We start from the raw sequence: 26,832 nt of genomic DNA, 5'->3' as shown, positions 1-26,832 counted from the left end.
TGTTTTTGTTGCTTTTCCCGACATGCGCCAGATCATTCTCGATACCGAAACCACCGGCCTGAACGCCCGCACGGGCGACCGCCTCATCGAAATCGGCTGCGTCGAGCTGCTGAACCGGCGGCTCACCGGCAACAACCTGCACTTCTACGTGAATCCCGAGCGCGACAGCGATCCGGGCGCACTGGCGGTGCACGGCCTCACGACCGAATTCCTGAGCGACAAGCCGAAATTCGCGGAAGTCGCCCACCAGATCCTCGACTTCGTGAAGGACGCCGAGCTGATCATCCACAACGCGCCGTTCGACCTCGGCTTTCTCGATGCCGAATTCGCGCGGCTCGGCCTGCCGCCGTTCACCGAGCATTGCGGCGGCGTGATCGACACGCTGGTGCAGGCCAAGCAGATGTTCCCCGGCAAGCGCAACTCGCTCGACGCGCTGTGCGACCGCTTCGGCATCAGCAACGCGCACCGCACGCTGCACGGCGCATTGCTCGACTCGGAGCTGCTCGCCGAGGTATATCTCGCGATGACGCGCGGCCAGGACAGCCTCGTGATCGACATGCTCGACGACGCGGGCGCCGACGGCGGCGCCGCGAACGGCCAGCGCGTCTCGCTCGCCGCGCTCGACCTGGCCGTGGTGGCCGCGAGCGACGACGAGCTTGCCGCGCACCAGGCTCAGCTCGACGAGCTCGACAAGTCGGTCAAGGGCACCTGCGTGTGGCGCCAGTCCGCCGCCGCGGATACCGCCGAAGCGGCCTGACGCACGCGGCCCGCGCCGCGGCCGCGCTCACGCGCGCGGCTGCAGCGCGATGACGGCCATCCCGCCGAGCGCGAGCACCGCGCCGGCCACGTCCCAGCGGGTCAGCGCGACGCCGTCGACCACCCGCAGCCAGATCAGCGCCACCGCGATGTACACGCCGCCGTACGCGGCATAGGTGCGCCCCGCCGCGCTCGGGTGCAGCGTCAGCAGCCACGCGAACAGCGCGAGCGACAGCGCGGCCGGCACCAGCAGCCAGGCCGGGCGGCCGGCCTTCAGCACGAGCCACGGCAGGTAGCAGCCGACGATTTCGGCCAGCGCGGTAGCGGCGAACAGCGCCGCGATCCTCATCAGTTCGGTCATCCGGTTCCTCGCGAATCAGCCCCGTCGCGACGGGCGGCACGGCCGCGCCGCGCGCCGCCGATCATACCCGAGCGGGCCGCGCCGGATGCCCCGCCAGGCGGGCGACCCACGGCAATTTGCACGATCATCCGTCATCGTGCTATCATGTCTCCCGTTTCAACATTCAATCTCTGTCTTTTCGATTTTGAGAGAAGTCCGTCCGCACGACGCGGGCCGGTGCCTCGATCGAAATTGCATCCACAGGAAAGCCCGCCCGACAGGCCCGCTTTTCTCGTTTCGCTGCCCCTCCGGGGCGTTGCCGGAAGCCGGACTCCTCGTCCGCACCGGCATCCGCCGCTTGCATCACGCGGCCCATTCTTCATGAGCGCACTGTCGCGACGGCCCATCGGGCCCGCGTCGAAGCAGCCCCTTGGCCCTTTGCTGCCCGCCGCGCAGCAACTGCTTGATGGTCTGCCCCGACGCGCAGCATGCGACACCGCGCTCGCCGGCAAACCGTGTCGGACGGCCCGCCCGTTCCGGCGCTGTCAAAGGAGTGCATGACCTTGACCGCAACACACGTCAGCCCGACCGCTGTCTCTTCTCCCGCTTCGCCGTCCGGCGACGCCCCGCTCACCGCGGACGACATCACCGTCGTCGACCAGAGCCTGCTCAAGCGCGCCGTCAGCGCGATGGCGATCGGCAATGCGATGGAATGGTTCGACTTCGGCGTCTACAGCTATATCGCCGTCACGCTCGGCAAGGTGTTCTTCCCGTCCAGCAGCCCGTCCGCGCAGTTGCTCGCCACCTTCGGCACGTTCGCCGCCGCGTTCCTCGTGCGCCCGCTCGGCGGCATGGTGTTCGGCCCGCTCGGCGACCGCATCGGCCGCCAGCGCGTGCTCGCCGCCACGATGATCATGATGGCCGTCGGCACCTTCGCGATCGGCCTGATTCCAAGTTACGCGTCGATCGGCATCATGGCCCCGATCCTGCTGCTCGTCGCCCGCCTCGTGCAGGGCTTCTCGACCGGCGGCGAATACGGCGGTGCCGCCACCTTCATCGCCGAGTTCTCGACCGACAGGCGCCGCGGCTTCATGGGCAGCTTCCTCGAGTTCGGCACGCTGATCGGCTATGTGCTGGGCGCGGGCGTCGTCGCGCTGCTCACCGCGTCGCTGTCGCAGGAAGCGCTGCTGTCGTGGGGTTGGCGCGTGCCGTTCCTGATCGCCGGCCCGCTCGGCCTGATCGGTCTCTACATCCGGATGAAGCTGGAGGAAACGCCCGCGTTCAAGCGCCAGGCCGAAGCGCGCGAAGCGCAGGACAAGGCCGTGCCGAAGGCGCGCTTTCGCGAGACGCTGTTCGCCAACTGGCGCGCGCTGCTGCTGTGCGTCGGCCTCGTGCTGATCTTCAACGTGACCGATTACATGGTGCTGTCGTACCTGCCGAGCTTCATGTCGTCGACGCTGCACTTCGACGAATCGCACAGCCTCGTGCTGGTGCTGCTCGTGATGGTGCTGATGATGCCGATGACGCTGTACGCCGGCCGCCTGTCGGACAAGGTCGGCCGCAAGCCGGTGATGCTCGCCGGCTGCGTCGGCCTGCTGGTGCTGTCGATCCCGTCACTGCTGCTGATCCATGCGGGCACCACCGCGTCGGTGTTCGGCGGCCTGCTGATCCTCGGCGTGCTGCTGTCGTGCTTCACCGGCGTGATGCCGTCGGCGCTGCCCGCGCTGTTCCCGACCGAGATCCGCTACGGCGCGCTCGCGATCGGCTTCAACGTGTCGGTGTCGCTGTTCGGCGGCACGACGCCGCTGGTGACCGCGTGGCTCGTCGACGTGACGCACAACCTGATGATGCCGGCGTATTACATGATGGGCGCCGCGTTGATCGGCATCGTGTCGGTCGTCGCGCTCGCCGAATCCGCGCGCCAGCCGCTGAAGGGCTCGCCGCCGGCCGTCGCGACGCGCCGCGAAGCGCATCAGCTCGCTCGCCAGTTGCGCGAGGAGGACGACGAATCGGAGGTCTACGGCGTCGCGACGCCGGCCCGCGCGTAAGCGTCGCTCAATGAAAAAGCCCCGGCCGAAGCCGGGGCCCGATCGAAACCGATCCCGCCCGACCGGCTTGCGCCGGCCGGGCTTTTTTTCATTCGATCGACGCGAACGCGCTCATGCCCGCGCTTCGCAGTCACGGCAGAAAATCAGCGCGCGCGACCGCGACACGGCCGCCTGCGCACCGCGCGCCGCGACGATCAGCCCGACCTGGCCGAGATTGAAATCGCGCTCGACCATCAGTTGCGTCAGCGCGGCAAGCGGCAACACGACGGACGGGTGGTACAGGCTCGATTCGATCAGGGCTTTCATCATCGGCTCCATCTGGCAATGCGTGATTTGATGGAGTGGATTCTAGGGATCGGTCGACGCTGGATAAACAGCGCGAATGCGAAGTCACTTGTCAGCCGTCGAGAACAATCGGCAGCGGCTTGCCGGACAAGGCCGCGCGGCGGCCGACAGCGGTCTGCGAGCGCCCGGCGGGCCGCTTCAAGCCGAGGGCCCGTTCACGCCAATAACGGGCTTGCGCCGGCCCTACGCGAGCGGCGTTTCGACGAAAGCCGGCAGCGCTTCGGCGCGCGCGGAATGCGCGGCGAGCGCCGGATAACGGGCCGGATCGATCCGCGCGAGCACCGGGTAGTCGGCCGCCATGAACTGCGTGAAGCGCCACGCCACCGCGACCGTCACGTCCGACTGCAACGGTCGTGCGCCGCCGAACCAGCCGTCCGTGGCGGCGGCCAGCGGCTCCAGCGCGCCGTACGCGCCTTCGAGCTGGCTCAGCACGCGTTCGATCCATGGCTCATGCTGCCTGTCCGACGGGCGCAGCGCCTGCTCGTAGACGAGCTGCACGGTTTTCTCGGCCGCGGCGAGCGCGAACCCGATCGGCACCAGCGCGCGCAGCCGGGCATCGACGGCGTCGGGCAACAGGCGCCGCTCCGGCGCGGCCAAGTGGTCGAGATAGTCGACGATCAGCGACGAGTCGAGCAGCGTCGCGCCGCCGTCGGTCACGAGCGTCGGCGCCTTGACGGCCGGGTTGAGCGTCCTGAACCGTTCGAGATGACGGAACACCGAGATCGACTCGTGTTCGAACGGCAGGTCGAGCAGCTTCGCCGAAATGGCGACACGGCGCACGAACGGGGAATCCAGCATGCCGATCAGCTTCATCGCAAACGCTCCGTTTCGAGGGAATGGGACCGACGACTGTAGCAGCGTCGCGCGGCGGCGCCTAGCGCGCCCGTCCGCGTGATGCAGATCAGCCGCCCGCACATCCGGCTCCCGCTGCCCGGCCACAGTGACCATAATGCAGGTTCACGCTCCTTCCGCCCCAGGGTCCGCCATGTGGTATGCCGTCGTCGAGCAGCAGCGGGAATGGATGCGCGCATGGCGCGCGGCGACGCGGTACGCGTTCGACGCATGGCCCGCGGCGTCGCTGCCGCATGCCGCTTCGTCGTGCTACGACGACCTGTTCGAGCCGCTGCTCGGCCCGCAGGCCGCGCCACCGGGCTTCGACCTCGCGTGGCCCGCCGTCGGCGAGCAGGTCGTCGCGCACACGCCGTTTTGCGACCTGCGGCGCTTCGCGCACGACGACGCGCGCCGCACGGTGCTGCTGTGCGCGCCGCTCGTCGGGCACGCGGCCGTGATGATGCGGGAAACCGCGGAAACGCTGCTCGCGGACGGCGACGTCTGCGTGACCGACTGGCGCAATGCGCGCGACGTGCCGCTCGCGGCGGGCCGTTTCGGGCTCGACGAGTACGTCGCGATGCTCGACGATTTCGTCGGCATGCTCCAGCGCGACGCCCGGCCGCTGCACGTCGTCGCCGTGTGCCAGGCGACCGTGCCGGCGCTCGGCGCCCTCGCGCTGCGTGCCGCGCGCGGGCTCGCGCCGCCCGCGAGCGTCACGCTGATCGGCGGCCCGATCGATGCGCGCCGGAACCCGAGCGCGCTCGGCGCCGCGGCCGCCGCCCATTCGCTCGACTGGTGCCGGCGCCACCTGATCGACGTCGTGCCGCCCGGCTTCGCCGGGCACGGTCGCCACGTGTTTCCGACCTATCTGCAACAGGGCGAGATCGCGCTGCTGTATCCGCAACGCTTCCTGACACTGATCGAGACCTACGCGCTCGCCGCTTCCCGCTTCGACATGACCGGACTCGCCGACGCACGGCGGGCGCTGCGCGAATACACCGCGCTGCTCGACATGCCGGCCGACTATTTCCTCGACACGGTCGACGTCGTGTTCCAGCGCATGCTGCTCGCGACCGGCGCGTGGCGCGTGCGCGGCCGGCGCGTCGAACCGGCCGCGCTGCGCGACGCCGCGCTGCTGACCGTCGAAGGCGCCTGCGACGCGGTCACGGGCGCCGGCCAGACGCATGCGGCGCTCGACCTGTGCAGCGGCCTCCGCGCCGACGAGCGCCATCGCGTCGACATCGACGATTGCGATCACTACGGGCTGTTTACGGGGCCTCGCTGGCACGGCAACGTCCATCCGGCGCTGCAGCGCGTGTTCGCGCTGGCGGAAGCCCGCCGACCGCGCCAGCGCCCGCGCCGAAGCCGTCGGACATGACCCCGTGTCAGGGGCGCGTCAGGTCGAGCAGCGCGCGCACCTCGTCGTCGCTCGTCTGATCGAAGCGCGCGTAGAACTGGCTGATCCCGAAGAACCGTAGCGGCTGCGACACCGCGACGAACGCGTCGGCCAGACCGTCGAACGCATGCGCGGCCCCCGCCGGCGCCACCGGCACCGCCGCGACGATGCGCGCCGGGTGGCGCTCGCGCAGCGCCTGCAGCGCGACACGCATCGATGCGCCGGTCGCGACACCATCGTCGACGACGATCGCGAGGCGCCCTTCCACCGCCAGCGGCGGCGCGGCGCCACGATACAGCGCTTCGCGGCGATGCAATTCGGCCGTCTCGCGCGCGATCACGTCGGCGAGTTGCGCGTCCGATACGTCCATCGCGCGGATCGTCGAGCGTTGCAGATGTGTCGCGCCGCCCGTCGCGATCGCGCCCATCGCGAGCTCGGGGTCGAACGGCACGCCGAGCTTGCGCACGACCAGCACGTCGAGCGGCGCGCGCAGCGCGCACGCGACCGGATACGCGACGGGCACGCCGCCGCGCGGCAGCGCGAGCACGACGACATCGCCGCGCCCCGCGTATTCGCGCAACGCGTCGGCCAACTGGCGGCCGGCCTCGGCGCGATCGGCAAAACTGGGTTCGGTCACGATCGCCTCCCTGCCGTTGCGCCGGATGCGCGCAACCCGCGCCGGCGCCTGTCAACGAGCATGGTTCATCGGGCGCACCGACGCAAGCCGGGTCAAACCGGCGCGCGACGCGCCGGAGGAAGGTCAGAGGCCGGCGGCCTGCCGGTACAGCCGCCAGAACGACTGCGCGTAGGACTGCGCCAGTTCGGGCGCGCGTCGGAACACGTTCACCGTGTCGGCCCGCTCGGCCGCGCCGTCGGACAGCGTCGTCAGCGCGACGCTGTCGTCGACGATCACGAAGCGCGACGCGGGGCCGCCGTGCCGCGAATCGATCGCGACGTCGATGCCAGCGGATTTCAGATAGCCGGCGCCGCTGGTCTTGCCCGCGCGCGGCGGGCGCACCAGCACGACGCGTACCTCGATCCCGCGCGCGCGGGCCGCGCGCAGCGCGCTCGCGACCGCCGGCGACACCTGCGTGTAGCCGGCCAGCAGCACGCGGCGCTGCGCCTGTTCGATCAGATCGACGGTCGCGTCGACCGCCGCGTTGTCATACGAAAAGTACGTGCCGACCGATGCGGCGTCGGACGGAATCTGGCTGGCGTGGACACTCGTCGCGCAGCAGAACGCGGCGAGCAGGATGGCGGCTGGTCTCATGGCGGGCGCCATTGTAGCGACGCCAATTCGCGTGGCAAGAGGCGGCCGCGACGCTGCTGCGCCGGCGCAACACACCGTGCGAAAGCGGTGCCCGACGGCTGGATTTCAAGCCGGGTTTCGACCGGGTTTCGACCCGTCGGTCAGCCGCCCGCGACGCGCGCGAGCCAGCTCGTCACGCCGTCGACGGAACGGAAATCCGCGAGGCTGCGCGCCGGCAGCGCGGGATATGCGCCGCCGGCCATCTCGGCCAGCGCGCGCCCCGGGCCGAGTTCGAGAAACGCGGTTGCGCCGGCCTCGACGCACGCCGCCAGACAGGCCGCCCACTCGACCGGCTCCGCGATCTGCCGCGCGAGCTTGTCGAGGCCCGTGTCGACGTCGAGCACCGACGCGCCGTCGATCCCCGAGAACAGCCGCGTGCCGGGCAGCGGCCGGCGCACGCGCGTCGCGGCCAGCGTCGCGCGGAATGCCGGCACGGCCGCCGCGAGCCGGCGCGTGTGCGACGCGATCCGCACGCAGACGGGTGCGACGCGCAGCGCACCGGCTCGCAGCGCGGCGTCGGCCACCGCATCGACATCGGCGTGCCGCCCCGCGACCACGAACGCATCGCCGGGGTTCGCGATCGCGATGGCCGCGTCGCGGCCCTCGCACAGCCGCGCCAGCTGTGTGCGCGTCAGGCCGCGCACGAACACCATTCGCTCGTCGCCGCCGCTCGCGGCATCCATCGCGCGTGCACGCGCATCGGCCAGATCGAGCGCGTCGTGCGGGTCGATCATCCCCGCGACACTCCACGAGCCGACCTCGCCGACGCTGTAGCCGGCGACACAGCGCCGGCGCGGCCACACCGCATCGAGCAGTGAAGCCGCCGCGAGCGCGTGGAGCGTGCAGAGAATCTGCGCGGCGCGGTTTTCCGTCAGCGCGTCGGGCCCGGCCTGCCGGACCCACGTGCGCGGATCGTCGCCGAGCAGCCGGCCCGCATGCGCGAACAAAGCGTCGGCCTGCGGCGCCGCCCCGGTCAGGTCGAACATGTCGGCGCGCTGTGCGCCTTGCCCCGAACACAGGATCGCCAGCGTCATCGCACGTGCCCTTCGGCTTCGAGCACATCGACGAACACGCTCATCGCGAGCAGGTCGGCTGCCCCGCCGGGGCTCAGCCGGCGCGCGACGAACGCCCGATGCGCGGCCGCCGCGCGCAGCCGCCAGTCGCGCGCCCGCACGCCGCCACGCGCGACGAACGCACGGGCGGTCGCGCGGGCGAAATCGAGGCCGTCCTGCCCGCCCCGGTGCAGCAGATTCGTGTCGTCGAGCGCGGCGATCAGCGCGAAGCATGCGGCGACCCGCGCGGCTTCCGGATCGTCCGGCAGGTCGCGCCGGGCGCGGCGCAGCGCGGGCAAGCCGACCGCGTACACGGTCGGGAAGCCGTCGGCCGCCTCGCGACGCGCACCGCCGACACCGTAGCGGCGGCTCGCGCGCTCGCCGTGGCTGTCCGGCAGACGCGGGCCGCCAAGGATCTCGGCGCCCCAGCGGCGGGACACGAACGCGCCGAGCGTCGTCCCGTCCGGCGCCGCGCCCGGTATCGTGCGCCGGCCGGCGGCCGCGCACAGCAGCCCGAGCCCGAAGATCGCGCCGCGATGCGTATTGACGCCGCCGGTCGCGGCGAGCATCGCGTGCTCGGCGCGCAGGCCGATCTTGCGCAGCACGGCCATGTCGGCGTCGCGTGCGCCGGCGTCGACGAGTTCCGCGAAGTACGGCCGCAGCACGGCGGCGCTGCGCGCGAACATTGCGGCATCCATGTCCGTATGACTGCCGGTGTCGACGTGACTGACGAGGCCCGGCTTCGGATAGGTATCGATCTCGAGCACGAGGCTGCGCTCGGCCAGCGCGGCGATGCGCTCGGCATCGGACGGCGCGGCGACGCGGCAGGCGGCTCGTGCGTTCACCGCGTGCCTCCGGTGAAGGCGTCGGCGCGCATCAGTTCGACGGCGATCGCCGTCTTCACCGCGACGTCGGGCATCCGCGCGTGCAGTTCGCGCCAATTGACGCCTGCGCCGTCGGCGCGCAGCAGTTCGCCGTCGATGCGCATCGGCGCGCGCGCGTCGATCGCCGCGAGACCGTCGAGCAGCGGCGCGAGCGACGCGGCGTCCGGCAGCGGAAACACGATGTCGAGATCGGACGATGCGCTCAGGTAAGAGTCACCCGTCAGCGCCTGCCATGCAAGGCTGCCGAACACGCGGCCCTGCACGCCGCAGCGCGCGCCGAGCGCATCGAGCTCGCGCAGCGGCGCATGCCAGGCCGCGGGCGCGGCGGCGAGCACGTCGGTCAATGTGGGAAGCGGGCCGACCGTCGCGAGCGCGTCGGCGGTCACGTTCAGCGCGATGCGCCGCTTGCCCGCTGACGGCGGCAGCGGCAGGCCGAGCGGCACGCGGCCGGCGTCGGCTTCATCCGGCGACGCGCGACGCACGATCAGCGGTCGGCCGTGTTCGGCCCAGGCGCGCACGAGCGGATCGCCCGCGAGCGCGGGGTCGCGGGCAAAGGCCGCGCGCCACCCGGCCGCCGTCAGCGTGACGAGCGTGTGGCGGCGCAGCGGCAGCTCAGCGTGCGGCACGCGCGAGTGCCTCGACGCGGGCGGCGACGTCGGTCGCGACCGGCCGGCCGCGCGCCGCGCGCCGATCGACGCGCTCGGCCGGCTTGCCGAGCCATTCGCCGACCTGCGCGTCGAGCGCGCGGGTCGGATCGAGCACGGCGTCGACGGCGCCCATCTTCACGAGGTTGTCGAGCCCCGGCGCGAACACCGGCGTCGAACGCGCCATCTCCTTCAGCACGTCGATCGGCAGCTTGGTCACGCGCGACATCGACGGCAGGTCCATCACCTCCGGCTCGGCGCCCGGCACCGCGAGCAGCGTGCGCGTCGCGAGCGCGGTCGCGATGAATGCGCCAGCCGCCGTGTGGCCGTACAGCACGCCGACCGTCCGGTGTCCGGCGAGATCCGCGTGCATCAGGCACTTCGCGAGATGCGACAGCCCTTCGTTCAGGCCGAGCAGTTCGTCGCGCTTGCTCATCCGCTGGCTGTCGCTGTCGACCAGCACGAGGATCGGCGTGTCGCCGCCGCGCGCGACCGTGTCGAGCACACGCGACGCCAGCGTCAGCGCCTCGTCGATGCCGAACGGCAAGCGATCGGCCACACCGATCACGTCGACGCGCGTACCGGCCAGTTCCGCGTGGCCCGTCAGCAGGCCGCCATGACGCGCAATCGAATGGCCGGCGGGAAACAGCGCGTTCAGTACTTCATCGAGCGTCATGCCGGGCCTCCTGTAACTGGTCGGCGAGCTTCGCGAATTCATCGTCGGGCATGCCGGAGATCGCTTCCGGCTTGTCGGCGCCGAGCGCACGCCACACTTCGAGCGCATCCTCGCAGCCGCCGAACCGTTCGATCCGCGCTTCGAGACGCGCCTGTTCCGCGCGCAGCATCGCCGCATCGAACGCCGGCGCGCGGCCGATCAGATCGAGCGCGGCCGCGCGGAACGCGTCCGGCGTATCGGCCACGTAGCGATCGGCGCCGCCGATCAACCGCCGGTGCTTGCCGCCCATCGTGCGCCAGATCAGCGCGCGATCCTTCGAGTCGAATTCCTCGACGCCGCGGTTGGTCTCGATCACTTCGGGGCCCGACACGCTGATGCGCCCCTGTTCCGACACCGCGAGCGCCGAACAGCACGCGGCGAGCAGCCCGCCGCCGCCGTAGCAGCCCGCGCGCCCGCCGATCAGCCCGATCACCGGCACGCCGGCCGCACGCGCGTCGACGAGCGCGCGCATGATCTCGGCGATCGCGAGCTCGCCCGCGTTCGCTTCCTGCAGCCGCACGCCGCCCGTATCGAACAGGATCAGCACCGGCTTGCCGACGTCGCGTGCGGCGCGCAGCAGCCCGGTGAGCTTCGCGCCGTGCACTTCGCCGAAAGCGCCGCCCATGAAGCGGCCTTCCTGCGCGGCGACGAACACCGGCCGGCCGTCGAGCCGGCCATGGCCGACCACCATCCCGTCGTCGAACTGCCGCGGCAGGTCGAACAGCGGCAGGTGCGGGCTCGTCACGCGCTCGGCCGGCCCGAGGAATTCGCTGAAACTGCCCGCGTCGAGCAGCCCGTCGATGCGCTGTCGCGCCGATGCTTCGTACCAGCTCGCCGCGTTCGGGACGAACGCCGGCGCGTCGTGGATCGCGTCGCTCATCATGCGTCCCCCTCGATCGCGCGCACGGCCTGCGCGAGCCGCAGCGACACCATGTCGGGCCGCGCGCCGCCGTCGTTGATCGACAGCTTCAGGCCGCCCGGCGTGCGCCGTTCGACGAAATCCGACACGACCGCCTGCCACACCGCGCCGAAGCCGACGGCCGCGGTGCGGATGTCGATCTCGCATTCGTTGCCCGGCAGCACGCGCTCGACGAGCACCTCGAGATTGCCGGACGCGACCACGCCGACGAGCGCCGCGGCCTGCTCGCCCTTCGCGCGTTCGCGCGCGGTGAAGCGATAGTTCAACTGTTCCATGCCCTCTTCCTCACCAGTTGCGGAACCGGGCCGGCGGCGCATAGAGCCCGCCCGACCAGTGCACGAGATCCTTGATCGAACGCGCGGCGAGCCAGCGACGGTCGGCGTCGAGCGGATCGATGCCGAGATCCTCCGGGCGGCGGATCACACCGCGTTCACGCAGCCGCTCGACCATCCTCTTGTCGCGGCCACGGCCGACGTCCGTGTAGCCGGCCACGCCGCGAATCGCATGCTCGCGTTCGTCCTTGTCGCGGCACATCAGCAGGTTCGCGATCCCTTCCTCGGTGACGATGTGCGTGACGTCGTCGCCGTAGACCATGATCGGCGCGAGGTCGAGCTGCAGCTTGTCGGCGAGCTTCAGCGCGTCGAGCTTCTCGACGAACATCGGCACGTTCTTGTCGCCGAACGTCTCGCCGATCTGCACGACCAGCTTGCGGCCGCGCCGCAGCGCCGCCGGCGTGTCCGGGTCGGCTTCCGCGCCGGCCTTCAGCCACGGCTCGCTCGGATGGCGCCGGCCGCGCGCGTCGCTGCCCATGTTCGGCGCGCCGCCGAAGCCGGCGATCCGCTCGGCCGTGACCGTCGACGAATGGCCGGACAGGTCGATCTGCAGCGTCGAGCCGATGAACATGTCGCACGCATAGAGGCCGGCCGTCTGGCAGAACGCGCGGTTCGAGCGCAGCGACCCGTCGGGCCCCGTGAACCACACGTCGGAGCGCGCACGGATGTAGTCGTCCATCCCGACTTCCGAGCCGAAGCAGTGGATCTGCTCGACCCAGCCCGATTCGATCGCGGGGATCAGCGTCGGATGCGGATTGAGCGCCCAGTGCGTGCAGACCTTGCCCTTCAGCCCGAGCTTCGCGCCGTAGGTGGGCAGCAGCAGCTCGATCGCGGCCGTGTTGAAGCCGATCCCGTGGTTCAGGCGCTTGATCCCGTACGGCTCGTAGAGGCCCTTGATCGCGAGCATCGCGGTCAGGATCTGCGTCTCGGTGATCGCGGCCGGATCGCGCGTGAACAGCGGCTCGACGTAGAACGGCCGGCCGGCCTCGACGACGAAATGCACGCGGTCGCCCGGGATGTCGACGCGCGGCACCTTGTCGACGATGCGGTCGACCTGGGCGATCACGATGCCGTCCTTGAACGCGGTCGCCTCGACGACGGTCGGCGTGTCCTCGGTGTTCGGGCCCGTGTACAGGTTGCCGTCGGCGTCGGCGCTCACGGCCGCGATCAGCGCGACCTGCGGCGTGAGATCGATGAAGTAGCGGGCGAACAGTTCGAGATAGGTATGCACCGCGCCGAGCGCGATCTTGCCGCCGAACAGCAGCTTCGCGATGCGCTGCGATTGCGGGCCCGAATACGCGAAGTCGAGCCGCTTCGCGATGCCGCGCTCGAACACGTCGAGATGCTCGGGCAGCACGACGCCCGACTGCACCATGTGCAGGTCGTGGATCTTCGCGCTGTCGACGTCGGCGAGCGCGACGGCGAGCAAGTCGGCCTGCTTCTGGTTGTCGCCTTCGAGGCACACGCGATCGCCGGGCCGCAGCACCGCTTCGAGCAACGCGACGGTGTCGCGCGCATCGACCCGCTTGCCCCGCGCGTAAGCCGCGCCGGCCGCGAGCCGGGCATCGCGCGCTTGCCGCGCGTGATTCCATCCGGTCATGAACAGTTCTCCGCTTCGAGGGTTCAGCGGCATTCTAAGCCTGGCGCCGCTGTCGATTGATGATGTTGCCGAATGCGACTCAGAGGACGCCGCGATGGATGCGGCGCGCGCACGGGCCACTCGCATGGCCCCTCGCATGGCCTCACGCGCCGACCAGCGCGCGCGTCGTGAAGAACAGCACCGACGGCCCGAGCAGGCAGCCGACGCCGGTATGGAAGGTCGCGACCAGCGCACCGTACGGCACGAGCCGGCGATCGGTCGCGGCAAGGCCGGCGCTCACGCCGCTGACGGTGCCGGCCAGCCCGCCGAAGATCATCGCGGAGCGCGGCGTCTTCAGCCCCATGAAATTGGCCGCGACCGGCGTGCCGACCATCACGATGATCGCCTTCACGAGCCCCGTCGCGATGCTGAGCGCGATCACGTCGGAGCTCGCGCCGATCGCCGCGCCCGTGACGGGCCCGACGATATAGGTGACGGCGCCCGCGCCGATCGTCGTCATGCTGACCGCATCGGTATAGCCGAACGCACGCGCGACGCATGCGCCGACGATGAACGGCAGCACGGTGCCGAGCAGCAGCGACACGACGCCGACGAGCCCGGCCTTGCGCGCCTCGGTCGGCTGCACTTCGAACGCGGTCGCGACGATCGCGAAATCGCGCAGCATCGCGCCGCCCATCAGGCCGATGCCGGCGAACAGCTTGACGTCGGCCAGCCCCTTCTCGCCTCCGGTGAATGCGCCGCCGACGTAGGCGAGCACGAGACCGATGACGATCGCGATCGCCGAGCCGTGCACGCGGCCGAACGTGAGCTTGCGCGACGCGATCGACGACAGCCACATGATCAGGCCGACCAGCGCGAACGACGCGACGAGCCCGTTGTGGGCGACGGTTTTTTCGAGCATCTGCAGCATGGCGGCCTCCGTTACCGTTCTTCGAATTGCGGCACGCCCGCGAAGGCCGTGTCGTCGCGGCCCGTGCGCGCGAGCACCGCGATGCAGCATGCGCAGATCGCGACCGCGCCGACGGCCGCCAGCAGCGCGACCGGCCCGCCCTTGAGCGCGGCGACGACGTTCTGGTTCGCGGCCATCGCGACGACGACCGGGATGTACATCGCGCCCCAGAAGCCGACGCCCGCCTCGGTCTCCTTCGGCAGCCAGCCGCGCCGGTGGAGCCACAGGCGCAGGCAGATCAGCAGCAGCATCGCGATACCGACGCCGCCGACGTTGGTCTTCACGCCGATCGCGCTGCCGAGCAGGTCGCCGAGGAACAGTCCGGCCAGGTGACAGAACGCCAGCAGCGCGGTTCCATAGATGATCATGAGTCGTCTCCAGTCTCTTCGTGACGGGCGCCTGACGCGTGCGGGAGCCAGGCCCGCACGCCGATCCCGGGCGGACTGTGTGTCTCCTGCGGCGGGGCGCCGCGGCCCGGCGGCTCGTCGTGCGAGCGCGTTCTCGGGGTCGATGGGATGATGCGGTTTCGGGCCGGACGCCGGATGGCTTAGACTGATCGATGCAGCCGGCGGCGCGACACGGGCTACGCGTCCGGTGTCCCCCGTTTCGCGGAGGCCGCACGGGCGCGTGATCCGATACTAGCGCCGCAAAATCCGGCCATTTATGAAGTTGTCGAAACCGATTCAGTGGATTTAGCAATGCGTCCGTTACCGCCCGAATTGCTGCGCAGCTTCGTCGCCGTCGCCCAGTCCGGCAGCTTCACCGCCGCGTCCGAGCGCGTGAACCTGTCGCAATCGACCGTCAGCCAGCATATCCGCCGCCTCGAGGAGCTGCTCGACCGGCCGCTGTTCGAGCGCGACACGCGCAACGTGCACCTGTCGCAGCACGGCGACGCGCTGTTCCGCTACGCGGTGCGGATTCTCGAACTGATGGACGAGGCCGTCACGTCGGTATGCGGGCCGCCGCTGTCGGGCAAGGTGCGGCTCGCGATGTCGGAGGATTTCGCGTCGGCGCACCTGACGGCCGCGCTCGCGAGCTTCGTGCAGCGCAACCCGGACGTCGAGCTCGCGATCTCGACCGGGCTGTCGGGCGACCTGTTCGACGCGCTCGACGAAGGCCGGCACGATCTCGTGTTCGCGAAGCGCATCGCCGGCAGCCGGCGCGGCCGCGTGATCCGCAGCGAACCGCTGTACTGGTGCACCGGCCCCGATTCGCGGATCACCGGCCACGAGGCCGTGCTGCCGCTCGCGATGCATCCGGAGCCGAGCGTGTCGCGCCGCCGCGTGCTCGAATCGCTCGAAGCCGTCGGGCGGCCGTACCGGATCGCCGTCGTGAGCAGCAGCATCGCGGTGTTGCGGGCGGCCGCGAGCGCGGGGCTCGGCGTCAGCGCGTTTGCCGGCTACGTGATCCCGGCCGGGCTCGCGCGGCTCGACGCGGGGCTGCCGGAGCTCGGCGAACTCGAATACGTGATCGACCGCCCGGCGGCCGCGTCGCGCTCGACGCTCGCGCTGGAAGCCACGCTGATCGCGGCGGCGGCCGAGTTGTAACGGCACCGCACGGGCGCGGTCGCGCCCGCACCTGACGGCGTTGCCCGGAACGCGTCATCGTCCGCGCAGCACGCGCTCGCGACAATGGGACCCAACGGAATGCACCGCACATCGCCGCGCGCATCCGCTACCCCGTCCCCTTGATCGGAGCCCGCCATGAACAACGCCCTGCGATTCGCCGTCGCGACCGCCGCAGCCGCCTTGCTGTCCCCCGCCTTTGCCCAGACCGACGCGTCGCCCCCCGCGCAACAGGGCCTGACGCGCGCGGAAGTCATCGAGCAGCTCAAGCAGGCCTATCTCGACGGCGAACTGCCGACCAACGACGGCAACTATCCGCCGAACGCCGCGACGCGCGCACGCAACCGCGAACTCGTGCAGGCCGTGAGCCCCGCGTGGCTGGCCCACGTGCCGCCGGCCAGCCAGACGATGTCGCAGCAATAACCGACGCCGCCGCGCCTGCACGACCGGACCAGGATCAAGGCAGGAAGCTGCGGCGCCGCGCGTCGATCAGCTCGACGAGCAGCCGGTCGCGCTCCGCCGCCAGCGCCTGCATCGAGCGCTCGCCCTGGATCGCGCGCAGTTCGTCGGTCAGCTTGCGATCGACCTCCGGATCGAACGACGGCGTGCCGAGGTCGTCCCACCAGCTCGCGATCGGCCCCGACAGGTGTTCGAGGAAGTGTGCGATCCCGCCCGCGCCGCCGCCGAGGTGATAGGTCAGGCACTGCCCCATCAGCCCCCAGCGCAGGCCGGGGCCCCACGCGACGGCCTTGTCCGCGTCGGCGACGCTCACGACGCCTTCGCCGACGAGGTGATACACCTCGCGGAACAGCGCGGCCGCGAGCCGGTTCGCGACGTGGCCGGTCATCTCCTTGTTCAGCACGATCGTCTGCTTGCCGAGCGCATCGTAGAACTGCTTCACGCGCGCGATCACGTCGGGGTCCGTCGCATCGCCGCCGACCAGCTCGACGAGCGGGATCAGGTGCGGCGGATTGAACGGATGCGCGATCAGGCAGCGCTCCGGATGCTTCGCGCACGCGGTCTGGATCTCGGACATCTTCAGGCCCGACGAACTCGACGCGATCGGCACGTGCGCGGGCAGCACGTCGTCCATCTGGCGATAGAGCGCGCGCTTCAGGTCGAGTCGCTCGGGGCCGTTCTCCTGCACGAAGTCGACGCCGTCGAGCGCACGCACGAGATCGGTGTCGAACGACAGCCGCGCGGCAAGTTCGACGGCCCGCTCGCCGAGGAAGGCGGCGAGCGCGTCGCGCAGCCGCGCGTCGGCCTGCGGCGCCGGGTCGGTCGCGACGACGTCGAAGCCCTGCGTCAGGTAGAAGGCGGCCCAGCTCGCGCCGATCACGCCGGCGCCGACGATCGCGATACGTCGAATGTCCATGGTTGTCCCGTGTGGTTGGTGTGCGGATATGCCGCGGCGATTGTCGCATCGAATCCCGTGCGCATGCGTCGACGCGGGGATTGCCCACGCCCTCTTGAAATGCGCGGCGGCGGCCACTAATTAAGCGTCGTCGGGCAGTGCCGCATCCAACGCACCGCCCCCGTTATCGACCCCGTGGAGCCCCCGTCGCGCCCGCCGCAGGCGTCGCGCGGTCACGTCTCCCGCGTTCCCTGTTCAGGAGGACCAACATGAGCGGTATCCATCACGGCTACGATCTGTTCGACGAATTCGCCCGCGTGCAGCGGCAGATGGCGAGCCTGCTCGGCGAGCGCCCGTCCGGCATCCGTGCGGGGCGCGCCGGCGCGTTTCCCGCACTCAACGTCGGCGCCACCGACGATGCGATCGAGATCGTCGCGTTCGCACCCGGCATGGCCGCGAGCGACTTCGACGTGTCGATCGACAAGGATCTGCTGACGATCAGCGGAGAGCGCAAGCCGGCGCCGCGCGAAGGCGACGACGTGCGCACGTATGCGCAGGAGCGCTTTCACGGCGCGTTCCGCCGCGTGGTCGAATTGCCGCGCGACGCGGACCCCGACCAGGTCAGCGCCCGCTACGAAAACGGCTGCCTGCTGATTCGCGTCGGCCGGCGCGAAGCATCGAAGCCGCGTGCGATCACGATTCAGTAATCTTCAGGATACCGACATGAACACGAACCCGACCCTGGCCGAACGCCACCCGAGCACCGTTCACGCTGCCGCCGCCGAAGCCGCGCGCCGGCCCGCGATCACGCCGTCCGTCGACATCGTCGAGGACGCGCGCGGCGTCACGCTGCGGGCCGACCTGCCCGGCGTGCCGCGCGACAACCTCGACGTGAAGGTGCACGACAATACGCTGACGATCGAAGCCGCGACGCAATTCGACGCGCCGGCCGACCTGCGCATGCGGCACGCGGAAGTACGCGCGACGCGCTATGCACGGTCGTTCGTGCTGAGCGCCGACCTCGACACGTCGCGAATCGACGCGAACCTGCGCGACGGCGTGCTGACGCTGACGATTCCGCGCCGCGAGGAAACGCGTCCGCGTCGCATCGACGTGACGGCCGGCCATGCGTAAGCATCGGCGCGTGTGCTGACGCGACGCGCATGAAAAATCCCCGCCCCGGCGCGATGCCGGGCGGGGATTTTTTACATCGGGCCGCGCGCGTTCGGGCACGCGAACGGCCGCTTCAATCGAAATCGAACAGGTCGAACACCGACTTCTTGCGACGCCGGCCGTCGTGCCGATCACGCTCGTCGTGCGAGCGGCCGTCGCGCCCCCAGCCGTCGTCGCGACCGCGCGGCGCGTGCGCATCGTGTTGCGCCGGCACGGCGTCGCGGCGAACCGGCGCGTCACCGGTTTCACGGGCGATCAGCTTGTCGAGTTCGCCGCGATCGAGCCACACGCCGCGGCAGGTCGGACAGTAGTCGATCTCGATCGACTGGCGCTCGGCCATCAGCAGGTCGGGCGTCTTGCAGACAGGACATTTCATCGCGTTTCTCCTTTCCGTGCGAATTTCATCCGGATTCCGTATGAGGCGCGCGAGCCGGCCGCCGCGGCGGCCGGCATCCCGCGTGCCGCGTCAGTCGCGCGCCGCGTGCGCGGCCCGCTTCGCCTTCGCGCGCCGCGCGAGCATGTTCATGCCCTCGACGAACGCCGAGAAGGCCATCGCCGCATAGATGTAACCCTTCGGCACGTGCGAACCGAACCCTTCGGCGATCAGCGTCATGCCGATCACGACCAGGAACGACAGCGCGAGCATCACGATCGTCGGGTTGCGGTCGATGAAGCGTGCGAGCGGCTGCGCGGCGAACAGCATCACGGTCACCGCGACGATCACGGCGACGAACATGATCGGGACGTGCTCGGTCATGCCGATCGCGGTCACGATGCTGTCGATCGAGAACACGATGTCGAGCATCACGATCTGGCCGATCGCGGCCCACATCGTCAGGCCGGCCGCGCCGGCGGCCCCGCCCGCGCCGTCGCCATCGTGCGACACGTGGTGATGGATCTCGGTGGTCGCCTTCCACACGAGGAACAGGCCGCCCGACAGCAGGATCATGTCGCGCCACGAGAACGCATGGTCGAACAGCGTGAACACGGGTTCGGTCAGGCTCGCGATCCACGCGACGCTGCCGAGCAGCGCGAGGCGCATCACCAGCGCGAGCGCGATGCCGAGGCGCTGCGTGCGTGCGCGCTGCGCTTCGGGCAGCTTGTTGCTGAGGATCGAGATGAAGATCAGGTTGTCGATGCCGAGCACGACTTCCATCACGACGAGCGTCAGGAGCGCGGCCCAGACGGCGGGGTCGGTGGCAAGCGTCAGCAGGTAGTCCATGGGGTGGGCGGATACGAAAGTGGAAAACCCGATGATATGCGGCTCCGTACTTCGGAAAAATCAGAGAGAATCTGACTTCAGGTTCGTTTTTTTCGATATATCGCGCTCCGATGCTGAATTTTCGCCATCTGTACTATTTCTGGGTCGTCGTGAAGGAAGGCGGTTTCGCGCGTGCGGCCGGCCGGCTGGACATGGCCGTGCAGACGATCAGCGCGCAGGTGCGCGAGCTGGAGAAATCGCTCGGGCACCAGTTGCTGCGCCCTGCCGGGCGCGGCGTCGCGATGACCGACGCCGGGCAGGCCGCCTTCGCGCGCGCGGAAGTCATCTTCGAGATGGGCCGGCTGATTCCCGACGACGTGCGCGCGGCGGCCAGCCGGCCGACCGTGCGGCTCGCGGTCGGCCTCGCGGACGGCATCTCCAAGCTCGCCGCGCACGCGATCCTGGCCCCGGTGCTCGACACGCCCACGCTGCGGCTGCTGTGCCACGAAGGCGAGCACGACGCGCTGCTCGCGGAACTCGCGCTGCATCATCTGGATCTCGTGCTGGCGGGCCAGGGCGCGCCGTCGGGGTCGAACCTGCGCGTGACGAGCGAGCCGCTCGTGGCCTCGCCGGTCGACTGGTACGGGCCCGCGGCGCTCGTCACGCCGGCCGCCCGTCAGCGCTTTCCGCAGTGCCTGACCGAGCTGCCCGTGCTGCTGCCGACCGCGCATTCGGCATTGCGCGCCCGCCTCGACCAGTGGCTGGAAAGCGAACGGATCGTGCCGCGCGTGGCCGGGGAGTTCGAGGACAGCGCGCTGATGGCCGTGTTCGCGGCGCGCGGCCTCGGCGTGTTCCCGCTGAGCGAACTCGGCGCGAACGATGCGTCGCTGCTGCGCGGGCTCAGGCGGCTCGGGCGCGCGGGCGACGTGACCGAGGAGATCCACGCGATCCGCTCGCGGCGCGGCGAACATCATCCGCTGACGTCGCGATTGCTGGCCGCGGCGCGCGGCGCGCCGGCCGACTGAAGCGAGCCGCGACATCAAACGAAACTATAATGTCGCCCCGGCCATACGAGATGTGCGCGTGCGCCCATCCGGGCACCGCCCTTGCGCCACCTCTCGCCGAGCCTTCTGAAAGACGCCATGCACAACCGATTTCGCCTGTTTTCCGTTTCGTGCGCGCTCGCGGCCGCGACCGTGCTGGCGGCATGCTCGTCGCCGCCCAAGCCGATCTACCAGCAGGAACAGTTCGACGCGACCACCAGCCCGTATGCGCATACGTTCCACTCGAAATCCGACGCGGCCTGCGAGGCCGCGCGGCGCGCGCTGCTGAGTCAGGGCTACGTGGTGTCGTCGTCGCGCAACGACGCGGTCGACGGCAGCAAGAATTTCCAGCCGAGCAACGACATGCACGTCGTGATCGAGTTTCACGTCGTGTGCGCGGACGCGACCGCGGACGGCTCGTCGAGCATCGCATACGTGAACGCGGTGCAGGACCGCTATACGCTGAAGAAGTCGAATACGTCGGCCAGCGTCGGCTTGAGCGTGTTCGGCTCGCTGTCGCTGCCGATCGGGTCGAGCGACGATGCGCTCGTGAAGACCGCGAGCGAGACGATTCCCGCCGGCGTGTTCTATGAGCGCTTCTTCACGCTCGTCGACCATTTCCTGAAGATCGACCCGGCGCGCCGCGACCGCGCGACCGTGAAGGCCGCCGAGAAGGAGCCCGTCGCGCCGCTGCCCGAGCCCGCGCCGACTCCGCAGGGTGAACCGATGAAGATGACGACGCCGGTCGTGCCGACGCCGCCCGCCGCGCCCGTGCCGCTTTCGGTGCCGGGTGTCGCGCCGGGGTCGGGCGCGAATGCCGTGCCGGCCGCGGCTTCGGCCGTCGCGGCGCCCGCCGCGACGCGCGCTGCCGTGCCGGCGGCGGCGTCCGGGCCGGTGCCGGCTTCGGCTGCCGGCCCGGCGCCTGCATCGGCGCCCGCTCCCGCTTCGGCTGCCGCGCCAGCTTCGGCGCCGAAGCCGGGTTCCGGCCCGGCAACCGCGCCGGCACCTTCGCCGACCTCCGGTTCGACGGCCGCGCCGGTCTCCGCGCCCGCATCTGCCTCGGCTCCGGTGGCAGCGCCGGCCACCGCGACGCCGTCATCGGCCGCGCCCGCGTCTTCATCGGCAGCATCCGCGCCCGCATCGGCATCGGCGCCGTCGAGCGCATCGCCTGCGCCGGCGACCGACAACCCCGTCGCATCGTCCGCGCCGTCCGGCGCGAGCGCCCCCACCGCGAACTGATCGCACTCCCGTATCGTCGCGCCCGGCCGCATGCGGCGCAGCGCGACGGCACGCCCGCCTTCCGCACCGTTCCGGAAGTCGTTTCTGCCTATCCGGCCGTACGCCGGCCGCACTTGGCCGTGCGGGGTTGACGGAAAGGCAACGTCGACGCGTCACGGCGAGCCACGTATGCCCCAGGCTCGCAGTCACCCCGCGAAAATCGCAAACCGATCCGCCGTCCCGCGACTGCGCGGCTCGCCGGCGCCCCACCTACCGCAACGTCGCGCGCAGCGTCTGCAGATCCTGGACGGTTGCGGTCACGCCGCCGCAGACGATCACCGCGATGTCGGACGCCGACGCGAGCACCGGCACCGGCTGCTCGAGCACGGCCAGTGCAGCGCCGCACGCCGGCTCGACGACGATCCTGTGCTCATCGAGAAACCGCAGCGACGCGGCCACCGCGTCGGCATCGGACACGACGACCGGATGGATCGCGTGACGCGTCGCCCATTCGACCGCCGCGTCGCACGGCCGCTTCGCGCCGAGCGTCGTCGCGATGCTCGCGATCGCCGGCAATTCGACCGGGCGCCCGTGCGCGACCGAGCGTGCATAGCAGTCGGCGCCTGCCGTTTCGGCCGCGACGACCGGCACGTCGTGCCAGCCGTTGCGCGCCAGCCCTTCGAGCACGCCGCACAGCAGGCCGCCGCCGCCGACCGCGAGCACGACCGCGTCGGGCTTCGGGCCGACCGCCGCCATCTCGTCGATCATCGTCGCGTGGCCCTGCCACAGCACGGGGTCGTCGAACGGATGCACGAATGCATCGTGCGTGTCGAGCGTCGACTGCGCGAACGCGTTCGCCTCGGCCCAGCTCGCGCCGTGCACGACGAGTTCCGCGCCTTCGACGCGGATCAGTTCGCGCGCCCGGGCCGATGCGCTTTCCGGCACGACGACGCGCACCGGCACGCCGAGTTCGCGGCCGCAATACGCGACAGCGATGCCCGCGTTGCCGCCCGACGACGACACGAACCGCCGCGCCCCGGCCACATGGCGCGCCTCGCACACGGCGCCGATGCCGCGCAGCTTGAACGAGCCCGACGGCTGCAACGCGTCGAGCTTCAGCCGGATGGTCCTGCCGAGCCGGCGGGACGCGATTTGCGAGCGGATGTAAGGCGTCGGGATATGAAGCGGCATGGGACGGAACGCAAGGAGAAACGGAGGAAACTCGCACGACTCGCGAGCCAGGAAGCGGATGCGGCAATGACGGTCATCGTACGGCAGGCGCGCCATGCTTTCCAATACCATCGAATGGCATTTGCTATGCTTACCAGACATATCAACGAACCCGACCGGACACCGCATGCGCCAGATCGAACTGCGTCACCTGCGCTACTTCGTCGCCGTCGCCCAGGCCGGCAGCGTGATGGCCGGCGCCCGCGCGGTGGGCATCGTGCAGCCCGCGCTGTCACGGCAGATCCGCGAGCTCGAAGATGCGATCGGCACGCCGCTGCTGGTCCGTCGCGCGACCGGCGTCACGCTCACGGCGGCCGGCACGAGCTTCCTGCACGATGCGACCGGCCTGCTCGCGATGCTGCAGGACAGCCGCGAGCGCGCGTTGCGCAGCGCGGCCGGCCAGCTCGGCGAACTGCGGCTCGGCGCGCTGCCGAACTGCCTGCCGCTGCCGATCGTCGCGAACGTCCTCAAGGCGTTTCGCGATGCGTGCCCGGATGTGAAACTGTCGATCGCGCCGATGCTGTCGGCCGAACAGGCGAGCGCGCTGACGCGCGGCCAGCTCGACGCGGGGATCATGGCGTGGCGCCGCGAGGAAGCGCCTCACCTGACGGGCGTGCGGCTACTGAGCGACCGCTTCGTGCTCGCGATGCCCGCGCCGCCGGGCGGCCGCTTCGTCGCACCGCGCGCGCTGGCCGACGTCGCGAACGAACCGTTCGTCTGGTTCGATGCGCAGCGTTCCGCCGCGCACCACCGGTTCCTGATGACGCAGTGCCAGCAGGCCGGCTTCACGCCGCGCATCGCGCAGGTCGGCAGCGACATCCCGACGCTGATCGGCCTCGTCGCGGCCGGCATGGGCTGCGCGTTCGTGCCGGAAAGCGCGTCGCCGACCTGCCCGCGCACGGTCCGGCTCGTCGCGCTCGACGAACTCGCGAGCCGCTTCGACATCGAGTTCGTGTTCGACGGCGCGGCGGCGGCCCCGTCGCCCGTCGTCGCGCGGTTTCTCGCGGCGGTCCGCGACGCGGCCGGCGAATCGGGCTGAGCGCATGCCGGATGCATCGGCGCGCGCTCGGGCGACACGACTTGCGGCGCCGGCCGACGGGCCGACGGACGGAATCCGACTTCCGTCATCGCGTCGTTTTTGATGCTGTAGCACGGCGAACGACACAGCCGCATCATCGAAAAATCTTTCAGAACGCCGACGGACGACGCGACGACACCGCAATTCTCAAATTGACACCAAAAACGGTCGTTTAACGCCGATTCGAATCGTCATGGCCCGAAATATACTGCGCGCGCATCCAACCCTCGTGCCAAAGAGAGGATGCGTTTCCGCCCCGGCCATGGACCCCCTGTGGTCGGGGCTTTTTTGCTGCCGACGCTGGCAGTTCGACGCTTTCCAGCCCCTTGTGCGATGCCGGTCCCGTCGAAGCACCATCCGAGGGCCACGGCGCGCACACCTCCCCGCGCCCTGCATTGTTGACATCAAATCAAGATAATTTCGTCCGAATGCGGCTTTTTCCGCAAAAGTAATACAGGCACACTTCGGCTGTCCTCAATGGCTTCGTGCCGTTGTCCCACGATCACAGGAGCCCACCGCGTGAACCCCACGACTTCCTCTCCTTCCCGCGCCGGCGGCGGCGCCGCGCTGCCGCTGCTGGCGCTTGCCGCCGGCGCGTTCGGCATCGGCACGACCGAATTCTCGCCGATGGGCCTGCTGCCCGTGATCGCCGAAGGCGTGCACGTGTCGATTCCGCAAGCCGGCATGCTGATCAGCGCGTATGCGATCGGCGTGATGGTCGGCGCGCCGCTGATGACGCTGCTGCTCGCGCGCTGGTCGCGCCGTTCCGCACTGATCGCGCTGATGTCGATCTTCACGATCGGCAACCTGCTGTCGGCCGTCGCGCCGGACTACACGACGCTGCTGCTCGCACGTCTCGTGACGAGCCTCAACCACGGTGCGTTCTTCGGGCTCGGCTCGGTGGTCGCGGCAAGCCTCGTGCCGCGCGAAAAGCAGGCCAGCGCGGTCGCGACAATGTTCATGGGCCTGACGATCGCGAACGTCGGCGGCGTGCCGGCCGCGACCTGGCTCGGCCAGATCATCGGCTGGCGCATGTCGTTCGCCGCGACCGCGGGCCTCGGCCTGATCGCGATCGCCGGCCTGTTCGCCGCGCTGCCGAAAGGTGAAGCCGGCAAGATGCCCGACCTGCGTGCCGAACTCTCCGTGCTCACGCGCCCGGTCGTGCTCGGCGCGCTCGGGACGACCGTGCTCGGCGCCGGCGCGATGTTCACGCTCTATACGTACGTCGCGCCGACACTCGAACACCTGACGGGCGCGACGCCCGGCTTCGTGACCGCGATGCTCGTGCTGATCGGCGTCGGTTTCTCGATCGGCAACATCGCGGGCGGACGCCTCGCCGACCGCTCGCTCGACGGCACGCTGATCGGCTTCCTGTTCCTGCTGATCGCGACGATGGCCGCGTTCCCGCTGCTTGCGGCCACGCATGCGGGCGCCGCCGTCACGCTGCTGGTCTGGGGGATCGCGACGTTCGCGGTCGTGCCGCCGCTGCAGATGCGCGTGATGCGCGCGGCCCATGAAGCGCCGGGCCTCGCATCGGCGGTGAACATCGGCGCGTTCAATCTCGGCAATGCGCTGGGCGCCGCCGCGGGCGGCGCGGCGATCTCGGCCGGATTCGGCTACGCGGCGGTGCCGCTCGTCGGCGCGCTGATCGCGGCCGCTGGCCTCGTGCTCGTCATGCTGCAGATCACGCAGCGCCGCCGCTCGTCGGCCGCCGCGAATTCGTAAGCGCGGGCACGCCCGGGCCATCTGGAATCTTCCGCATGCATGCTCACGGCCGCGCCATGCGGCCGTTTTCATTTTCGGCGTGCGCTCGGTTCGACGGCCCGGTCAGCGCCGAGCGCCAAACCCGCCGAAAAACGCGCGTGCGTTCGCGTCGAGACTCTCGACGTGATAGCCGCCCTCCTGCACGATCACCGTCGGCAACCCGAGCGCGCCGATCGCGCCGCCGAGCCGCCCGAACCCGTCGGTCGTGACCGCGACCTGCGATTGCGGATCGTCCTTGTAGATGTCGAAGCCGAGCGCGAGCACGAGCGCATCGGGCTGGAACCGCGCGAGCGCGCGCAGCGCGTCGTCGAGCCGCTCGAAGAACGCCGACTCCGGCGCGCCGTGCGGCATCGGCAGGTTGAGGTTGAAGCCGTCGCCGGCCCCCGTTCCCGTCTCGTCCTCGTAACCGGCGACGACCGGGTAGAAGTTGGTCGGGTCGCCGTGGATCGACACGTACAGCACATCGTCGCGGCCGTAGAAGATCTCCTGCACGCCCTGCCCGTGATGCATGTCGGTATCGAGGATCGCGACGCGCCGATGGCGGCCCAGCAGCGCCTGCGCGGCGATCGCCGCATTGTTCAGGTAGCAGAAGCCGCCGGCCGCGTCGCGGCGCGCATGATGGCCGGGCGGCCGGCACAGCGCGTACGCTTCGCGCGCGCCGTCGTTGACGTCGGCCGCGGCCGCCAGTGCGCCCTGCGCGGACCAGTACGCCGCGCGCCATGTGTTCGCGCCCACCGGGCAACTACCGTCGGCCAGATAGCGCGCGGCTTTCGCGAGCACGCCGCGCAATGGATTCGGATCGCGCACGAACACGTTCGACATCACTTCGTCGCCCCAGTCGTCGGGCATCTGCTTCCAGTCGCGGTGCGCGTCCTCGAGAAAGCGCAGGTAGTTCATGTCGTGCACGGCCGCGATCGGTGCGGTGCCGCGGTCGGCCGGCTCGCGCACGTCGAAGTCGAGCGACCGGACGGCCGCGACGAGCCGCGCCGCGCGTTCGGGCACTTCCTGCGGCTCGCGCATCCGGCCGCGCGACAGGTAGCTGCGCGGGTGGTGCAGCAATTGTTCGGGATGGAAATAGGTTTTCAT

The 26,832-nt window shown here is 70.4% G+C and carries 30 protein-coding genes; 11 read left to right on the top strand and 19 right to left on the bottom strand.

Going from position 1 to position 26,832, the window contains the following annotated elements:
• Nucleotides 1-22: 22 nt before the first annotated feature.
• Nucleotides 23-757 (top strand): DNA polymerase III subunit epsilon, encoded by a 735-nt coding sequence (gene dnaQ, locus CFB52_RS06315; RefSeq protein ID WP_059573882.1) that lies wholly within the window; start codon nt 23-25, stop codon nt 755-757.
• 27 nt (nt 758-784) lie between these two features.
• Here the strand turns inward: dnaQ and CFB52_RS06310 are convergent, their stop codons facing one another.
• On the bottom strand, nt 785-1,117 hold the full coding sequence (locus tag CFB52_RS06310; RefSeq protein WP_011545077.1) for a YnfA family protein: 333 nt from the start codon (nt 1,115-1,117) through the stop codon (nt 785-787).
• Nucleotides 1,118-1,653: 536 nt separating this feature from the next.
• Between CFB52_RS06310 and proP the strand changes: the two genes are divergently transcribed.
• Entirely contained in the window at nt 1,654-3,144 is a 1,491-nt protein-coding gene (gene proP / locus CFB52_RS06300; protein ID WP_089464661.1) for a glycine betaine/L-proline transporter ProP, read from the top strand.
• Nucleotides 3,145-3,255: 111 nt separating this feature from the next.
• Here the strand turns inward: proP and CFB52_RS06295 are convergent, their stop codons facing one another.
• Both CFB52_RS06295 and CFB52_RS06290 read right to left on the bottom strand, forming a co-directional pair.
• Nucleotides 3,256-3,462 (bottom strand): hypothetical protein, encoded by a 207-nt coding sequence (locus CFB52_RS06295; RefSeq protein ID WP_059573884.1) that lies wholly within the window; start codon nt 3,460-3,462, stop codon nt 3,256-3,258.
• Between the two features lie 210 nt (nt 3,463-3,672).
• Nucleotides 3,673-4,302 carry a glutathione S-transferase family protein gene (locus tag CFB52_RS06290; protein ID WP_099316267.1) on the bottom strand — a complete coding sequence of 210 codons (630 nt, stop codon included), beginning with the start codon at nt 4,300-4,302 and terminating at the stop codon, nt 3,673-3,675.
• Between the two features lie 172 nt (nt 4,303-4,474).
• On the opposite strand from CFB52_RS06290, the gene CFB52_RS06285 reads away from it, so the two are divergent.
• Nucleotides 4,475-5,698, top strand: a complete 1,224-nt coding sequence (locus CFB52_RS06285) for a polyhydroxyalkanoate depolymerase (RefSeq protein WP_099316266.1) — start codon at nt 4,475-4,477, stop codon at nt 5,696-5,698.
• A gap of 7 nt (nt 5,699-5,705) precedes the next feature.
• On the opposite strand, the gene CFB52_RS06280 is transcribed toward CFB52_RS06285, so the two are convergent.
• The 11 genes from CFB52_RS06280 to madL all read right to left on the bottom strand — a co-directional run bounded on the left by CFB52_RS06280 (nt 5,706) and on the right by madL (nt 14,488).
• Complete coding sequence (locus CFB52_RS06280) at nt 5,706-6,353, bottom strand: phosphoribosyltransferase (RefSeq protein ID WP_060011499.1); 648 nt, start codon at nt 6,351-6,353, stop codon at nt 5,706-5,708.
• Nucleotides 6,354-6,476: 123 nt separating this feature from the next.
• Nucleotides 6,477-6,998: a phospholipase D-like domain-containing protein gene (locus CFB52_RS06275; RefSeq protein WP_059573887.1), complete on the bottom strand. Its 522-nt coding sequence runs from the start codon at nt 6,996-6,998 to the stop codon at nt 6,477-6,479.
• Nucleotides 6,999-7,126: 128 nt separating this feature from the next.
• Nucleotides 7,127-8,059, bottom strand: a complete 933-nt coding sequence (locus CFB52_RS06270) for an acyltransferase domain-containing protein (protein WP_060965827.1) — start codon at nt 8,057-8,059, stop codon at nt 7,127-7,129.
• Nucleotides 8,056-8,922, bottom strand: a complete 867-nt coding sequence (gene mdcB, locus CFB52_RS06265; RefSeq protein WP_099316265.1) for a triphosphoribosyl-dephospho-CoA synthase MdcB — start codon at nt 8,920-8,922, stop codon at nt 8,056-8,058. The genes CFB52_RS06270 and mdcB overlap by 4 nt, the downstream gene beginning before the upstream one ends.
• Nucleotides 8,919-9,587 carry a malonate decarboxylase holo-[acyl-carrier-protein] synthase gene (gene mdcG / locus CFB52_RS06260; RefSeq protein ID WP_099316264.1) on the bottom strand — a complete coding sequence of 223 codons (669 nt, stop codon included), beginning with the start codon at nt 9,585-9,587 and terminating at the stop codon, nt 8,919-8,921. The genes mdcB and mdcG overlap by 4 nt, the downstream gene beginning before the upstream one ends.
• Complete coding sequence (gene mdcE, locus CFB52_RS06255; RefSeq protein WP_099316263.1) at nt 9,574-10,281, bottom strand: biotin-independent malonate decarboxylase subunit gamma; 708 nt, start codon at nt 10,279-10,281, stop codon at nt 9,574-9,576. The genes mdcG and mdcE overlap by 14 nt, the downstream gene beginning before the upstream one ends.
• The gene (locus tag CFB52_RS06250; RefSeq protein ID WP_099316262.1) at nt 10,268-11,203 is read right to left on the bottom strand and encodes a biotin-independent malonate decarboxylase subunit beta; all 936 of its coding nucleotides are present in this window, start codon (nt 11,201-11,203) and stop codon (nt 10,268-10,270) included. Before CFB52_RS06250 ends, mdcE begins: the two co-directional genes overlap by 14 nt.
• The gene (gene mdcC / locus CFB52_RS06245) at nt 11,200-11,514 is read right to left on the bottom strand and encodes a malonate decarboxylase acyl carrier protein (protein ID WP_006485317.1); all 315 of its coding nucleotides are present in this window, start codon (nt 11,512-11,514) and stop codon (nt 11,200-11,202) included. Before mdcC ends, CFB52_RS06250 begins: the two co-directional genes overlap by 4 nt.
• Before the next feature lie 10 nt (nt 11,515-11,524).
• On the bottom strand, nt 11,525-13,171 hold the full coding sequence (gene mdcA, locus CFB52_RS06240; protein ID WP_060011730.1) for a malonate decarboxylase subunit alpha: 1,647 nt from the start codon (nt 13,169-13,171) through the stop codon (nt 11,525-11,527).
• 142 nt (nt 13,172-13,313) lie between these two features.
• Nucleotides 13,314-14,081, bottom strand: coding sequence for a malonate transporter subunit MadM (gene madM / locus CFB52_RS06235; protein WP_006476364.1), 768 nt, complete (start codon nt 14,079-14,081; stop codon nt 13,314-13,316).
• 11 nt (nt 14,082-14,092) lie between these two features.
• Nucleotides 14,093-14,488 carry a malonate transporter subunit MadL gene (gene madL / locus CFB52_RS06230; RefSeq protein ID WP_059573893.1) on the bottom strand — a complete coding sequence of 132 codons (396 nt, stop codon included), beginning with the start codon at nt 14,486-14,488 and terminating at the stop codon, nt 14,093-14,095.
• A gap of 330 nt (nt 14,489-14,818) precedes the next feature.
• Here madL and CFB52_RS06225 point away from each other — a divergent pair, with 330 nt between their 5' ends.
• Complete coding sequence (locus tag CFB52_RS06225; RefSeq protein ID WP_059573894.1) at nt 14,819-15,667, top strand: LysR substrate-binding domain-containing protein; 849 nt, start codon at nt 14,819-14,821, stop codon at nt 15,665-15,667.
• A 156-nt stretch (nt 15,668-15,823) separates the two neighbouring features.
• Nucleotides 15,824-16,108, top strand: coding sequence for a DUF4148 domain-containing protein (locus CFB52_RS06220; RefSeq protein WP_099316261.1), 285 nt, complete (start codon nt 15,824-15,826; stop codon nt 16,106-16,108).
• 34 nt (nt 16,109-16,142) lie between these two features.
• On the opposite strand, the gene CFB52_RS06215 is transcribed toward CFB52_RS06220, so the two are convergent.
• Nucleotides 16,143-17,060 (bottom strand): 3-hydroxyacyl-CoA dehydrogenase NAD-binding domain-containing protein, encoded by a 918-nt coding sequence (locus tag CFB52_RS06215; RefSeq protein WP_099316260.1) that lies wholly within the window; start codon nt 17,058-17,060, stop codon nt 16,143-16,145.
• A 248-nt stretch (nt 17,061-17,308) separates the two neighbouring features.
• Here CFB52_RS06215 and CFB52_RS06210 point away from each other — a divergent pair, with 248 nt between their 5' ends.
• Both CFB52_RS06210 and CFB52_RS06205 read left to right on the top strand, forming a co-directional pair.
• On the top strand, nt 17,309-17,746 hold the full coding sequence (locus CFB52_RS06210) for an Hsp20/alpha crystallin family protein (protein WP_060965820.1): 438 nt from the start codon (nt 17,309-17,311) through the stop codon (nt 17,744-17,746).
• A gap of 16 nt (nt 17,747-17,762) precedes the next feature.
• The gene (locus CFB52_RS06205; protein ID WP_059644168.1) at nt 17,763-18,173 is read left to right on the top strand and encodes an Hsp20/alpha crystallin family protein; all 411 of its coding nucleotides are present in this window, start codon (nt 17,763-17,765) and stop codon (nt 18,171-18,173) included.
• A gap of 112 nt (nt 18,174-18,285) precedes the next feature.
• Here the strand turns inward: CFB52_RS06205 and CFB52_RS06200 are convergent, their stop codons facing one another.
• Both CFB52_RS06200 and CFB52_RS06195 read right to left on the bottom strand, forming a co-directional pair.
• Complete coding sequence (locus CFB52_RS06200) at nt 18,286-18,588, bottom strand: zf-TFIIB domain-containing protein (protein WP_099316259.1); 303 nt, start codon at nt 18,586-18,588, stop codon at nt 18,286-18,288.
• 90 nt (nt 18,589-18,678) lie between these two features.
• On the bottom strand, nt 18,679-19,434 hold the full coding sequence (locus tag CFB52_RS06195) for a TerC family protein (protein WP_059573900.1): 756 nt from the start codon (nt 19,432-19,434) through the stop codon (nt 18,679-18,681).
• Nucleotides 19,435-19,544: 110 nt separating this feature from the next.
• Here CFB52_RS06195 and CFB52_RS06190 point away from each other — a divergent pair, with 110 nt between their 5' ends.
• Both CFB52_RS06190 and CFB52_RS06185 read left to right on the top strand, forming a co-directional pair.
• On the top strand, nt 19,545-20,438 hold the full coding sequence (locus CFB52_RS06190; protein WP_099316258.1) for a LysR family transcriptional regulator: 894 nt from the start codon (nt 19,545-19,547) through the stop codon (nt 20,436-20,438).
• A 117-nt stretch (nt 20,439-20,555) separates the two neighbouring features.
• Nucleotides 20,556-21,695 (top strand): DUF2242 domain-containing protein, encoded by a 1,140-nt coding sequence (locus CFB52_RS06185; RefSeq protein ID WP_099316257.1) that lies wholly within the window; start codon nt 20,556-20,558, stop codon nt 21,693-21,695.
• 249 nt (nt 21,696-21,944) lie between these two features.
• Here CFB52_RS06185 and CFB52_RS06180 read toward each other — a convergent pair whose 3' ends face one another.
• Complete coding sequence (locus tag CFB52_RS06180) at nt 21,945-22,865, bottom strand: pyridoxal-phosphate dependent enzyme (protein ID WP_099316256.1); 921 nt, start codon at nt 22,863-22,865, stop codon at nt 21,945-21,947.
• A 166-nt stretch (nt 22,866-23,031) separates the two neighbouring features.
• On the opposite strand from CFB52_RS06180, the gene CFB52_RS06175 reads away from it, so the two are divergent.
• Nucleotides 23,032-23,943 carry a LysR family transcriptional regulator gene (locus tag CFB52_RS06175; RefSeq protein ID WP_089464650.1) on the top strand — a complete coding sequence of 304 codons (912 nt, stop codon included), beginning with the start codon at nt 23,032-23,034 and terminating at the stop codon, nt 23,941-23,943.
• Between the two features lie 558 nt (nt 23,944-24,501).
• Complete coding sequence (locus tag CFB52_RS06170) at nt 24,502-25,707, top strand: MFS transporter (protein WP_099316255.1); 1,206 nt, start codon at nt 24,502-24,504, stop codon at nt 25,705-25,707.
• A gap of 102 nt (nt 25,708-25,809) precedes the next feature.
• On the opposite strand, the gene CFB52_RS06165 is transcribed toward CFB52_RS06170, so the two are convergent.
• A complete protein-coding gene (locus CFB52_RS06165) occupies nt 25,810-26,832 on the bottom strand; it encodes a histone deacetylase family protein (RefSeq protein WP_099316254.1) in 1,023 nt (340 codons plus the stop codon).

The sequence above is a fragment of the Burkholderia sp. AU18528 genome (genome assembly GCF_002223215.2).
Lineage (GTDB): Bacteria > Pseudomonadota > Gammaproteobacteria > Burkholderiales > Burkholderiaceae > Burkholderia > Burkholderia semiarida.
This window is presented reverse-complemented; position numbering and strand designations above follow the sequence as displayed.